Source organism: Aliiroseovarius crassostreae, assembly GCF_001307765.1.
GTDB lineage: Bacteria > Pseudomonadota > Alphaproteobacteria > Rhodobacterales > Rhodobacteraceae > Aliiroseovarius > Aliiroseovarius crassostreae.
In genome coordinates this window covers 110065-122686 of the sequence record NZ_LKBA01000024.1, presented here as the reverse complement: position 1 = coordinate 122686, position 12622 = coordinate 110065, and the positions used below count along the sequence as shown (strand labels likewise).

The window sequence follows — 12622 nt, the reverse complement described above, 5'->3', positions numbered from 1 at the left end:
TTTCAAATTGGCTTCTCAGCTGAAAGAGGCTTGCAAAATCAATCTTTTAACGCCTGAGCGTGGCTGGCCACGACACCCATCAGGGTTTCCATTTGCTGGAAGGCGCGCAGGTCATCGCGGGTCAGAACCGCATCCATGACCGCAATATGGCCCTGTGCCAGACGCTCCATGCTGTCGCGGGAGAAATAGCGAAACCAGAAGCGGCGCGAATGGGTTTGCAGGGGGGCCAGGATATTGGTCAGATAGGGGTTTTCGGCCGCGCCCATCAGGGCCTCGTCAAACCCTTTATCCGCTTTGAGGTAAAGTGAGGCATCCTGATCTGGCAGGCTGTCCAGCATCATTTGCCGGTACTGTTGAATGTCATCCAGCAGATTGGGGGTGGCGAAACGCGCGGCCGACCGGGCCAGCCGTGGTTCCAGCACCTGCCGCAATTCCGTGACCTTGGCGCAATCTTCGGCGCGAATATCGGCAATTTTGATCCCGGCCCGCGGGCGCACTTCGATCAGCCCTTCCCAGGACAGCCGTTGCATCGCCTCGCGCACGGGGGTGCGGCCCAGCCCGATCATGTCAATCAGACTGCGTTCGGAAATCAGCGATCCGGGTTCCAGCACCAACGTCACGATCCGTTCCTCGATCGCGAGATAGGCCTGGGCGGCAAGATTGGGCGGGTTGGACATGGGGTTGATTCCGGCTGCTGGCCGCATGTTGGCGTGTCACTAATATATCAGTAACGCCGCAATTTTGAAGACCTTTCCGTTAGATTAAGTGAATCACTTTTTGGTGAGTGGTTTGTTAAAAGATCAAAATACCCCATGGCGGCGGTAACAATATTGCGTAAGCGCATGTTAACACCGCAAATATTTTGCTGATATATCAGTGTTGATTTGCGTTAATCTTCCTCATAAGCTGCCCCCATTCCGCGCCGTTTGGCGCGTAGACCTGATTGGGAGGAACTCATGAAAAAACAATTCACGCTGGCCGGCTTTGCTGCAGCCGCAATCATGACTGCGTCGACAGCCCTGGCTGGTGGTACGCTGGTCTATTGTTCGGAAGGCTCACCGGAAGGCTTTGACGCAGCACTTTACACCTCGGGCACCACGTTTGATGCGTCATCAAAGGCGATCTATAACCGTCTGACCGAATTTGAAACCGGCACCACCAATGTGATCCCCGGACTGGCCGAGAGCTGGGACGTTTCCGAGGATGGTCTGGAATATACGTTCCACCTGCGTTCGGGTGTGAAATTCCACTCCACCCCCTACTTCACCCCGACCCGTGACATGAATGCTGACGACGTGATCTTCACGTTTGAACGCCAAAGTGACGAAGCGAACCCGTATAACAAAGTGTCGGGTGGCACCTGGGAATATTTCAACGGCATGTCGATGCCGTCGCTGATCAAAGAGATCGTAAAAGTCGACGACATGACTGTGAAATTCGTGCTGACGCGCCCCGAAGCGCCGATGGTTTCGAACCTGGCCATGGATTTCGCGTCGATCGTTTCGAAAGAATATGCAGATGCGATGCTGGCCGCTGGCACGCCTGAGAACCTGAACCAGCAGCCGGTGGGCACCGGTCCGTTCCAGTTTGTGGGCTATCAGAAAGACGCCGTGGTGCGCTATGCCGCCAACCCGGACTTCTTCCGCGGCAAGGCGGATGTGGACAACCTGATCTTTGCGATCACCCCGGATGCGGCTGTGCGGTATCAAAAGCTGAAAGCGGGCGAATGCCACGTCATGCCTTACCCGAACCCGGCTGACATTGACGCCATGCGTGCGGATGCTGACATCAATCTGACCGAGCAGGAGGGCCTGAACGTGGGCTATCTGGCGTACAACGCGCTGGTTGCGCCGTTTGACAAGCCGGAAGTGCGCAAGGCGCTGAACATGGCGATCAACAAGCAGGCCATCATTGACGTGGTGTTCCAGGGTGCCGGTAAAATCGCCAAGAACCCGATCCCGCCGACGATCTGGTCCTATAATGACGCGATCGTTGACGATCCCTATGATCCGGTGAAATCGAAAGAGATGCTGGCAGCCGCCGGTGTAAGCGATCTGTCGATGAAGATCTGGGCGATGCCGGTGCAGCGTCCCTATAACCCAAATGCCCGTCGCATGGCTGAGCTGATCCAGGAAGATTTCAGCAAGGTTGGTGTGCAGGCCGAGGTTGTGTCTTACGAATGGGGTGAATACCTGTCGCGTTCGAAAGACAAGGACCGTGACGGTGCCGTTCTGCTGGGCTGGACCGGTGACAACGGCGACCCCGACAACTTCCTGGCCGTTCTGCTGGGCTGTGACGGTGTAGGTGGCTCGAACCGCGCGCAATGGTGTAACGATGAGTTCCAGTCGCTGATCGAACAGGCCAAGCAGGAAAGCGATCCGGCCAAGCGCACCGCGCTTTATGAAGAAGCGCAGGTTGTGTTCAAGCGTGAAGCGCCCTGGGCAACCATCGCACACTCGATCGTGCACATGCCGCTGCGCAATGAAGTTAAAGGCTATAAGATCGACCCGCTGGGTGGTCACATCTTCTACGGTGTAAGTCTCGAAAAATAATAAGTTTTTCAACGAAATAAGGGCCGGGCGCATCATGCGCCCGGCCTCGCCAGTTCAAGCGAGCCACAACCATGCTGTCCTTTCTGCTGCGCAGACTGCTGACCTTCGTGCCCACGTTCATCGGGGTGACGATCGTCTCTTTCCTTTTCATCCGCCTGCTTCCCGGAGACCCGATCCTGCTTTTGGCAGGGGAACGGGGTGTCGGCGAAGAACGTTATGCTGAGCTGGTCAAACAGTTCGGTTTCGATCAACCGATCTGGCGACAATATGTCGACTATCTCTGGGGCGTCATGCAGGGCGATCTGGGCACGTCTTTCGTGACCAAGAAACCTGTTGTGTCCGAGTTCTTTGCGCTGTTCCCGGCAACGCTGGAACTGTCGATCTGTGCGATCATTCTGGCCATTGTGGTGGGCATTCCGGCAGGTGTGATTGCAGCGGTCAACCGGGGCAAGTTCTTTGATCAGGCACTGATGACCGGTGCGCTGATCGGGTATTCCATGCCAATTTTCTGGTGGGCGCTGCTGCTCATCATCGTGTTTTCCTCCGGTCTGGGCTGGACGCCTGTTTCAGGGCGGATCTCGTTCCTGTACTTCTTTGACGAAGTGACCGGCTTCATGCTGATCGACAGTTTCCTGTCGGGACAGAAAGGTGCGTTTGCCTCCGCCGTGAGCCACCTGATCCTGCCGACCATTGTGCTGGCCACCATCCCGCTGGCCGTGATTGCGCGCCAGACACGGTCGGCCATGCTGGAAGTGCTGGGAGAAGACTATGTGCGCACTGCCAAGGCCAAGGGGTTGTCACCCTTGCGGGTGAACGGCCAGCACGCGCTGCGAAATGCGCTTATTCCTGTCGTGACCGTGATCGGCCTTCTGGTCGGCACGCTTCTTGCCGGTGCGATCCTGACTGAAACGATCTTTTCCTGGCCGGGCATCGGCAAATGGATGGTCGACAGTATTTTCCGCCGTGACTACCAGGTGGTGCAGGGCGGGCTTTTGCTGATTGCGTCCATCATCATGATCGTGAACCTGACCGTGGATGTGCTCTACGGCTGGATCAACCCGAAAATCAGAAAGGGCTGAGCGAGATGACCGATACCTCCGCAACCCAAACGATGCAGCCGCCCAGCCCTCTTCGCGAGTTCTGGAGCTATTTCCGCGAAAACCGGGGTGCCGTGATCGGCATGTATGTGTTCATGGCGTTTTTCATCATCGCCCTGATTGCCCCGCTGATTGCCCCCTATGCCCCGAACGAACAGTTCCGTGACCACCTGTTGCAGCCGCCATTCTGGCAGGAAGGCGGATCAGCCGAGTTCCTTCTGGGCACCGATCCGCTTGGCCGCGATATGCTGTCGCGCCTGCTGCACGGCGCACGGTTCTCGTTCTTCATCGGTGTGATTGTTGTGTCGATCGCCTCATTCTTCGGGGTGATCATCGGCGTGATCTCGGGCTTTGCACCGAAATGGGTCGATACGCTGATCATGCGCCTGATGGACATCATCCTGTCCTTCCCGTCGCTGCTTCTGGCGCTGGTGCTGGTGGCCATTCTTGGGCCGTCCCTGATCAACGCCATGATCGCCATCGCGCTGGTTCTGCAGCCGCATTTCGTGCGCCTGACCCGCGCTGCGGTTATCTCGGAACGCACCAAGGATTACGTGACCGCTGCCAAAGTGGCAGGCGCAGGTCGTCTGCGCACCATGTTCGTGACCGTGCTGCCCAATTGTCTGGCGCCGATCATCGTGCAGGCTGCGTTGTCGTTCTCAACCGCCATTCTGGACGCGGCGGCCCTGGGCTTCCTTGGCATGGGTGCGCAGCCCCCCACGCCGGAATGGGGCACCATGCTTGCCGAGGCGCGAGAGTTCATCCTGCGTGCCTGGTGGGTGGTCACCCTGCCCGGTGTCTGCATCCTCGTGTCCGTTCTGGCCATCAACCTGATGGGCGACGGGCTGCGCGATGCGCTTGATCCCAAGCTGAAACGGAGCTGACGCATGAGCCTTCTCGAGATTAAGAACCTCACTGTCGAGTTTCGCACCGCAAACGGGCCTTTCCGTGCGGTGGACAGCGTCGACATGACTGTGGATGCAGGCGAATTGGTTGCCATTGTGGGCGAAAGCGGCTCCGGTAAGTCCGTGTCGATGCTCGCCATGATGGGGTTGCTGCCCTGGACCGCCAATATCACTGCCGACAAGATGGAGTTTGATGGAAAGGACCTTCTGACCCTGTCACCGAAAGCGCGCCGCAAGATCATCGGCAAAGATGTGTCGATGATTTTCCAGGAACCGATGTCATCCTTGAACCCCTGCTATACGGTTGGCTTTCAGATCAAAGAGGTGCTGCGCCAGCACACCGATCTGAGCCGGGCTGAACGGCAAACCCGCGCGGTGGAGCTGATGGAGCAAGTCGGCATCCCCGACCCGAAGAAGCGCCTGAACGTGTTCCCGCACCAGCTCTCGGGGGGGATGAGCCAGCGGGTGATGATCGCCATGGCGCTCGCGTGCAAACCCAAGCTGTTGATCGCGGATGAACCAACCACCGCGCTTGATGTGACCATCCAGGCGCAGATCCTTGACCTGCTCATCGACCTGCAAAAGACCGAGGGCATGGCGCTCATTCTGATCACCCATGACATGGGTGTGGTTGCGGAAACCGTGGAACGTGTCAGCGTGCAATATGCCGGCCAGCGGGTGGAAGAGCAGGAGGTGAACGCACTCTTTGCCAACCCGCATCACCCCTATACGGCGGCCCTGCTTGCGGCCCTGCCGGAACGGGCCACCGGGCGGCATCTGCCGACCATTCCGGGGGTGGTGCCGGGGCAGTTTGACCGCCCGCAGGGCTGCCTGTTCTCGCCCCGTTGCGCCTTTACCGATGACCTGTGCCGCACCAAACCGCCGGTCGCGGCCCATGCGGATCTGGGCAAGGCCCTGTGTCACCGCCCGCTTGAGCAGGGTGAACCACAAGAAATCAAGGAGGTCCCGGCATGAGCGCCCCGATCCTGACCGCAACCGACCTGCGCCGCCATTTCGAGGTGAAATCTGGCCTGTTTGGGCAACCCCACACCGTGCGCGCGCTGGATGGCGCCAGCTTTGAGCTGGTGCCCGGCCGCACCCTTGCCGTGGTGGGGGAAAGTGGGTGTGGGAAATCCACCCTCGCCAACCTTGTGACCATGATCGACACACCGACCTCGGGGTCATTTTCCATTGACGGGCAGGACATCCAGCCCGGTGATGAACTGCGCGATAAGGTGCTGCGCGCCAAGGTGCAGATCGTGTTCCAGAACCCCTACGGTTCGCTCAATCCACGACAGACCATCGGCAAGATCCTGATGGAACCGCTGCTTTTGAACCGCCCGGAGGTCTCCGCTGAAGAGCGCGAACGCCGGGCACGGGAAATGGTGGAACTGGTGGGGCTGCGCCCCGAGCATTTCAACCGCTACCCGCATATGTTCTCGGGCGGACAACGGCAGCGGATCGCAGTGGCCCGGGCGCTGATGCTTGAGCCGGAAATCCTGGTCCTTGATGAACCTGTCTCGGCTCTGGACCTTTCGATCCAGTCGCAGGTTCTGAACCTGCTCACCGATCTGCAGGACAAGTTCAACCTGGCCTACCTTTTCATCAGCCACGACCTCTCAGTGGTGCGTCATTTCGCAGATGATGTGATCGTGATGTATCTGGGCAAACCGGTGGAGCAAGGCGCCAAGGAAGAAGTGTTCGAAAATCCGCGCCACCCCTATACCAAGGCACTTTTGTCCGCGACCCCCATGGCCGATCCGACCCGCCGACAGGAGCGGATCAAACTGGAGGGAGAGCTGCCCTCACCGCTCAATGTGCCCGTTGGCTGTGCCTTTAACCCACGTTGCTGGAAGGCCACGGAAAACTGTCGTGCCTCACGCCCGGATATGAGTGATGGCGCACATCGGTTTGCCTGTTTCCACCCGGAGAACGGTGCGACCTAAAGTGAAAGGGGTGCCAACCGGCGCCCTTTTTTCTTGCCCCAAATACCTCCGCCGGAGGCACAGGCTCAAACCGCAGGTTTGAGCCACCCCAAAGCCTGTCGACCGTAGGGAGAAAAGGCGCGGGCGCAACGGGTGGGGTAGAGGGCGCTTTTACTTACGTTCCAGCGCGCTTTTGGTGGCTCACTTCGTGAGCCTGAGGGACGCTGCCCCTCGCCGCTTGCGCGGCTCACCCCGAAGTATTTCTGGCAAGAAGAAAGATGGCTCAGCTGCGGATGATCATGTCGCGGGGGAGGTTGGAAAAAACCTCGGGGCCGGTGGCGCGCAGGATTACAATCTCTTCAAGGCGGATGCCGAACTGATCAAGAAGGTAGATACCGGGTTCAATCGAAAAGACATTGCCTTCTTCGAGCACGACATCTGAGTTTGACACGATGTCGGGCTTTTCATGCAGATCAAGCCCCAGCCCGTGGCCAACGCGGGCCGCGAGGGTTTTGCCGTAACCTGCGGCAATGATCACGTCCCGTGCGGCCTTGTCGACGTCGCCCGAGGTTGCGCCGGGTCTGGCTGCGGCCAATCCGGCTTTGACAGCCTGTTCGACGATGGCAAAAATCTCTTTGTAGTGATCGGTTGGTGTGCCGAACCAGCCGCATCTGGTGTTGTCGGCGGGATATCCCATGTGGCGGCACCCGCAATCAATCTGCACGGCCATCTCTTGGCTGAGTGTGGTTGGGCCAGTGTGGTGGTGGGGGAAGGCGCCGTTGGGGCCGAAGGCCACGTTGATGAACTCGACCTCTGCGCCATGTTCGGCGTAGGTGGCGGCAATGATCGCGGCCACGTCCTCTTCGCTCATCCCGTCTTGCAGCCCGTCAAAGGCGCGGGTCAGAGCGATGTCGTTGACAAGGTGACTTGCTTTCAGCGCATCATATTCGGCGGGTTCCTTGATCTTTCGCAGCGCACCGATTGTGTCTTGCATAAAACCGTGCGTGGCCCCCGGCAGCTTGTCCAGAAGCAGGAAGGAGAAGTCGGAGCGCATCATTTCGTCCAGAGCCAGTTTCGGCCGGGCGGGTAGGGTGAGGCGGGTGAGGATATCCTCCAGTGCGCCGTGCGGTCCATCAGCGTCTTTCCAGGTGGTGAAGGGCAGCGCGGTGTGCTGGCGCACGCTGTCGGCATTGAGGGCAGGCATCAGAAACTCGGCCTGATCCTGTGTGATCAGCAACAGCACCGGGCGCTCATCCCCGTGCGGATCCAGCCCGGTCAGCCAGGCCAGGTGGCTGGTTGGCCCCACGGCCACCAAGTCGGTTCCGGTGTCATGCATTTTATGGTGCAGGCGGGTCAGGCGGGCGGAGTAGTCCATCAGCAGTCCTTCATATGATCGTGGGTCATGGGCGCATGACGGGGTGGTTTCGTCAAGTGGATTTTGGATCCAATTGATGTGTGCAAGAAAACCGGAGGCCGAAGCCCCCGTTTCGCAGCGCAGATTTTATGCGTTTTTTACTGAAGGCCCATTTGGCGGCGGTGGCCGCAAAGAACCCCTTTTCCTGTTTCAGCTTGATCCAGTTGTTCACATAGTTGATCCAGACCTGACCAGCCTGCGGCAGGATCATGGCGATCGGTGTTGGGCGCGCGGGGGCGTCGACCTCCATCCGGCGGATCTGGGGGAATTTCTCGGTCAGCGTGGCGCCTTCGATATTTGAGGTGATGAAGACGTCAGCCCGGCCAGAGATCACTTCCTGATACCCGCGTGCCGGGGCCTCGACCACCTTGATATCTGCGTTTGGGAACCAGTCCCGCACCATTTTCTCAAATGAGGTGCCCAGGGTGGTTGCCACTTTCACGTCCGGTGCGTTGATCGAGGCGAAATCTGTGAACCGGCCCAGCTTGTCTTTGGTTGTGTAAGGCCCGATCTGCAGCGAGATATAAGGCGATAGAGAACTCCGCCACTTTCATCCGGGAGGGGGAGATCGAAGCGGATCCGGTCATGTGATATTTGCCTGCGACAATCTCATTCACCAGCGTCTTCCAGTCGGTTGGAACAAATTCCAGCTCAACTTCAAGATCCTTGGCCAGCTCGGTAATCACGTCGATTTCGTACCCTTTGAACCCTTCGGTAGCCGGGATGCGTTCGAGCATCAGGGGGCGGTTTGGGGCGGTGCCCCATGTGATCGCTCTCCCTTTTCCTTTTTTAAGGTGCCGCTAGCTTGAAACTTGGAGAAACAGGAGGAAATGATGCAATCCTTTGAGCAACGGGAAACGGATTTGATCCACAATTTGAATAAATGACAGCGAGATACACGGTCGGGGGGCGCCAGTATCGACTTGTTAAGGGGGCAGATATTAAAGCGTTTCGGGATAAACTTGAGACACATGTTTGCCCCGAAACGCCCACGACATTGATATTTCTTGCAGCGTTTCGACGAACGTCGTTCTGTTTTTAATCACTGGGGTTTTGGGGCTGCTGTCGCGTAGCGCGAAGTAGGATCTGTTAATTCTGCAGAATGGCCGAATCATTCGTTGCAAATGAAATGAACTTGACAGGCGCCACATGGATCCCGATAGTGCACCCGTTAAGAATGGCCGCCGGGAGAGGAGACCGCACCCATGAAAATCGAACAGATCCACCACGTTGCCTATCGCTGCAAAGACGCCAAAGAGACCGTGGAATGGTATGGAAAAATGCTGAACATGGATTTCATTCTGGCGATTGCCGAAGACCATGTGCCCTCGACCCATGAACCCGACCCCTATATGCACATCTTCCTGGATGCGGGGATGGGCAATGTGCTTGCCTTTTTTGAGCTGCCGACAAAAGCGGAGATGGGCCGGGATCTGAATACGCCGATCTGGGTGCAGCATATCGCCTTCAAGGTGAAAGATCGCGCCACGCTGATCGAGTTCAAAGAGCATCTGGAAGCAAATGGTGTTGAAGTGCTCGGCGTGACTGATCATTCGATCTTCCACTCGATCTATTTCTTCGACCCGAACGGGCATCGTGTCGAACTGGCCTGTCCGGACCCGGAAGAAGAAGCCATGCTGAAGCGCATGGATGAGGTGAAATGGGACATGCTGAACGAATGGTCCGTGACCAAAAAGGCGCCCAAACACGCCGATTGGCTGCACGCGAAAGAGCTGAACAAAGACGGCTGATCCGGATGGGAAAAGGGGGCTGCGGCCCTCTTTTTCTTTAGGGTCAGGCCGGGGTGGTAATGTCTGCCAGCAGGTCAAGCAGCCGTGTCTCGCGATATGCGATGTGATCAGCGGCGGCAATCACCGCTTCGGCTGGTTCATGCACGAGCCCACAGGCAATTGACAGGTCTGCCAGGCGCATTGCCCCGGCATCATTGTCCCCGTCGCCCACAAAAACCACATAATTGCCGCGGGCCTGCAAATCCGCCACGACATCGGCCTTGCGCAGGATATGTGTGACGCCCGACACCTTGCCATCAACAACCTGCCCGCACGAGCTGTGGACCTGGCAGCCAAAGCGCATGAGCAGGGTGGAAATCCAGACATCCAGATTGCCCGTGGCGACGATGCAGTCACTTTGCCGGCGCTGAATGAACTCAAGCAGCCCCTCGAACAAAGGGATATCCGCCAGCAGCTGATCCACCTCATTCACGGGAAACAGCCCGAGGATCCCAACCCGTTTCAGAAAGCTGTCTTCAAACGGAATGTGGCCGCGAATGGTGCGTTCGGTCAGCTCGGCAATCTCTTCCTCAATATGGAAATGGCGCGCGATCAACGGCAGGGTTTCCACCCGTGTCAGGGTGCCGTCCAGATCAAAGACATATTTGACATCCTGTGCCAATGTGCGCCCCGCCCCTTTGTTCAGGTTCATTCCGTCGTGCCAACAGGCCCGGTTGGGTCTGAGGCGCCGCTGAATTAGCACCCAAAGACAGCTTTGTCACCGCCAGCAGCGGCATGTTCCCGTTTCCAAACGTCAGTCCCGCGACAGTTGCCGTCTCTTGGCGGCACGCTCTTCGCGCAGCTTTTGCTCCTGACCGAGGCGAAAGCTGGTTTCCACGAATTTCAGATGGTCGCGCGCTGCCTTTTCCGCGCGGTCCGGGTCGCCGTCCAGAATGGAATGCACAATCTCGCGGTGCTGATCCAGAAGCATCCGTCCGCTCCCGTCCGTCGTGCGCAGGAATTTGCGATTGTAGAAAATCCCCTGTCGGGTGAGGTCGTAGATTGAGCCCATCATGTGGATCAGCGTGGTGTTCTGGCTGGCATCCACCACCGCCACATGCAGCGCGAGATCGGCCTCGCTTGAGGCCTCGGCATCGCCGGTTTCCCACGCGGCCTGAAGATCGTTCATGATATCCTTCAGACGTTCCTTGTCAGAGGAGGTGGCGCGTTCAGCGGCAAGGCGGCTGGCAAACGCCTCCTGTTCCGAGCGATATTCCAGATAGTCGTAAAAGGCGCTGCCATGGCGGGCATAAAGGGCCAGCATGGCAGGGGACATGGCGCGGCCTGAAAGGGTGGCGATGAAGGTGCCTTCGCCATGGCGCACATGGACCAGTCCGCGATTTTCCAGCGTCTGCAATGCCTCGCGCAGCTTCGGACGAGAGACGCCCATCGCCTCGGCCAGTTCACGTTCCGAGGGCAGTTTGCGCCCTTCTTTCAGGATGCCGTCGACGATCATCTGCTCGATCTGGTGCATCACGGCTTCGGCAATCGATTCGTGCCCCACCTGCTCAAACGGGCTTGTATCCCCCATGTCCTGCATCCCCTGAACTGTGCCGGTTGTCATTTATCTTTACCGCTTTTGCCTCGGATCTCAAAGGAAAGTTGGGGGAAATTCCTGCGGCAATTCTTGCTTCAATGCGCTGATGCGGATCGGTTTTTGGGGATTTCCCGGTTCGTCTTCCACCCGGCCGGCATGAGCCGTGGATAGGGTCAAAAGGTTTGCTGGCAAATTAATTTGCTGACATAAATTAATGGTAAATAATATTAACCAATTTAGGGGTGCCCGATGGCACAGGGCAGCCGTGGAGGCGGTCTGCTTGCATCTTGGAGGAGATACACATGAAAAAGACCCTGACATCGGTGGCAATTGCCGCCACCATGCTGACCGCACCGATTGCGGAAGCCGCTGACAAACTTCTGTTGAAAACCCCGATCGCGTTCTCGACCGCTCTGCCCGGCCTGGGATCGCCCATTCCGCGTGTGGCCGAACAGCTGCAGCTCATGTCGGGCGGTTCGCTCAAGATGAAAGTGTATGAGCCGGGCAAGCTGGTGCCGCCGTTTGAAATCCTTGATGCGGTCAGCTTGGGCAAGATCAATTCGGGTTACACCACCGCAGGTCACTGGGCCGGCAAGATCCCGGCCGCACCGCTGTTTTCGGCCGTTCCCTTCGGCCCCGAAGCGGGTGAATATATGGCGTGGCTTTACTATGGCAACGGCATGACCCTGTATCAGGAAATGTATGACCAGGCCCGGGTTGAAGATGCCTTCCTCCCGCGCAAGTAACCCATTCTTGCGCCAATAAGGCAAATGGGGGGCGGTGGCCTACCTGCCCCCACACCTTAGCGCGGCACGTTCAGGCCGCGCCCCTTTTTCCGCATTTGTTTGTGACCTTTCCATCCTGTGAGCCGTGCCATTTGCGCGCAAGTTTCTGAGGAGGACGCCCCATGGCCCAGAACGTGACCCAGAATATTCCCGCCCCGAATGATCCCGATCTGGATCTGATTGATGTGTATGAGCACATCCTGGAACGATGAGGATCGTGACACGCAGGTTGCTGCCGTTGCCATCGACAAGACGGTCAAAGGGATCGGCAATGTGGTGATCGACATCATCCTTGCAGCCTCGACCGGCATTATCGGCGCCTCCGTTGTGCTGCTGGGTGTTCTGTCGCTGCCGTCGATGATGGAGCAGAAATATTCGCCCAGCCTTGCGGCCGGTGTGGTGTCTGCCTCGGGCACGCTGGGCATCCTCATCCCGCCCTCGATCATGCTGGTGATCATGGCGGATCAGATGGCGCTGTCGGTGGGGGATCTGTTCATGGCAGCCGTCTTCCCCGGTGTGATCATCGGCGGGCTGTACCTGACCTATATTTTCGTGATCGCCCTGATCAAACGCGACGTGGCCCCGGTGCCCGAGGGGGGCAACCCGCCCTGACTGGG

Annotated in this window: 14 protein-coding genes; 8 read left to right on the top strand and 6 right to left on the bottom strand. The window is 58.1% G+C overall.

Annotated elements, in window-relative coordinates; all coding sequences use genetic code 11:
- Nucleotides 1–38: 38 nt before the first annotated feature.
- Entirely contained in the window at nt 39–677 is a 639-nt protein-coding gene (locus AKJ29_RS17430) for a GntR family transcriptional regulator (protein WP_074963631.1), read from the bottom strand.
- Between the two features lie 279 nt (nt 678–956).
- Between AKJ29_RS17430 and AKJ29_RS17425 the strand changes: the two genes are divergently transcribed.
- The 5 genes from AKJ29_RS17425 to AKJ29_RS17405 all read left to right on the top strand — a co-directional run bounded on the left by AKJ29_RS17425 (nt 957) and on the right by AKJ29_RS17405 (nt 6500).
- Nucleotides 957–2552, top strand: coding sequence for an ABC transporter substrate-binding protein (locus tag AKJ29_RS17425; RefSeq protein ID WP_055192800.1), 1596 nt, complete (start codon nt 957–959; stop codon nt 2550–2552).
- Between the two features lie 71 nt (nt 2553–2623).
- Nucleotides 2624–3631, top strand: a complete 1008-nt coding sequence (locus AKJ29_RS17420) for an ABC transporter permease subunit (protein ID WP_055192799.1) — start codon at nt 2624–2626, stop codon at nt 3629–3631.
- Nucleotides 3632–3636: 5 nt separating this feature from the next.
- Complete coding sequence (locus AKJ29_RS17415; protein ID WP_055192798.1) at nt 3637–4533, top strand: ABC transporter permease subunit; 897 nt, start codon at nt 3637–3639, stop codon at nt 4531–4533.
- A 3-nt stretch (nt 4534–4536) separates the two neighbouring features.
- The gene (locus tag AKJ29_RS17410) at nt 4537–5529 is read left to right on the top strand and encodes an ABC transporter ATP-binding protein (protein ID WP_055192797.1); all 993 of its coding nucleotides are present in this window, start codon (nt 4537–4539) and stop codon (nt 5527–5529) included.
- Nucleotides 5526–6500, top strand: coding sequence for a dipeptide ABC transporter ATP-binding protein (locus tag AKJ29_RS17405; protein WP_055192796.1), 975 nt, complete (start codon nt 5526–5528; stop codon nt 6498–6500). The genes AKJ29_RS17410 and AKJ29_RS17405 overlap by 4 nt, the downstream gene beginning before the upstream one ends.
- Before the next feature lie 262 nt (nt 6501–6762).
- Here AKJ29_RS17405 and AKJ29_RS17400 read toward each other — a convergent pair whose 3' ends face one another.
- The 3 genes from AKJ29_RS17400 to AKJ29_RS20470 are packed head-to-tail and all read right to left on the bottom strand — an operon-like array spanning nt 6763 to nt 8630.
- Nucleotides 6763–7854, bottom strand: a complete 1092-nt coding sequence (locus AKJ29_RS17400) for a M24 family metallopeptidase (RefSeq protein ID WP_139231338.1) — start codon at nt 7852–7854, stop codon at nt 6763–6765.
- 52 nt (nt 7855–7906) lie between these two features.
- On the bottom strand, nt 7907–8329 hold the full coding sequence (locus tag AKJ29_RS20475) for a substrate-binding periplasmic protein (RefSeq protein ID WP_409360047.1): 423 nt from the start codon (nt 8327–8329) through the stop codon (nt 7907–7909).
- Nucleotides 8301–8630, bottom strand: a complete 330-nt coding sequence (locus AKJ29_RS20470) for a transporter substrate-binding domain-containing protein (protein WP_055192793.1) — start codon at nt 8628–8630, stop codon at nt 8301–8303. Before AKJ29_RS20470 ends, AKJ29_RS20475 begins: the two co-directional genes overlap by 29 nt.
- A gap of 468 nt (nt 8631–9098) precedes the next feature.
- On the opposite strand from AKJ29_RS20470, the gene AKJ29_RS17385 reads away from it, so the two are divergent.
- Nucleotides 9099–9644 carry a VOC family protein gene (locus AKJ29_RS17385; RefSeq protein ID WP_055192792.1) on the top strand — a complete coding sequence of 182 codons (546 nt, stop codon included), beginning with the start codon at nt 9099–9101 and terminating at the stop codon, nt 9642–9644.
- Nucleotides 9645–9687: 43 nt separating this feature from the next.
- Here AKJ29_RS17385 and AKJ29_RS17380 read toward each other — a convergent pair whose 3' ends face one another.
- Nucleotides 9688–10335 (bottom strand): HAD-IB family phosphatase, encoded by a 648-nt coding sequence (locus AKJ29_RS17380; protein ID WP_055192791.1) that lies wholly within the window; start codon nt 10333–10335, stop codon nt 9688–9690.
- A gap of 102 nt (nt 10336–10437) precedes the next feature.
- Complete coding sequence (locus tag AKJ29_RS17375) at nt 10438–11247, bottom strand: FadR/GntR family transcriptional regulator (protein WP_235477722.1); 810 nt, start codon at nt 11245–11247, stop codon at nt 10438–10440.
- Between the two features lie 275 nt (nt 11248–11522).
- On the opposite strand from AKJ29_RS17375, the gene AKJ29_RS17370 reads away from it, so the two are divergent.
- Both AKJ29_RS17370 and AKJ29_RS20465 read left to right on the top strand, forming a co-directional pair.
- The gene (locus AKJ29_RS17370) at nt 11523–11966 is read left to right on the top strand and encodes a type 2 periplasmic-binding domain-containing protein (protein ID WP_235477710.1); all 444 of its coding nucleotides are present in this window, start codon (nt 11523–11525) and stop codon (nt 11964–11966) included.
- Nucleotides 11967–12188: 222 nt separating this feature from the next.
- On the top strand, nt 12189–12617 hold the full coding sequence (locus AKJ29_RS20465) for a TRAP transporter large permease subunit (RefSeq protein ID WP_314732218.1): 429 nt from the start codon (nt 12189–12191) through the stop codon (nt 12615–12617).
- The last annotated feature ends 5 nt before the right edge of the window (nt 12618–12622 follow it).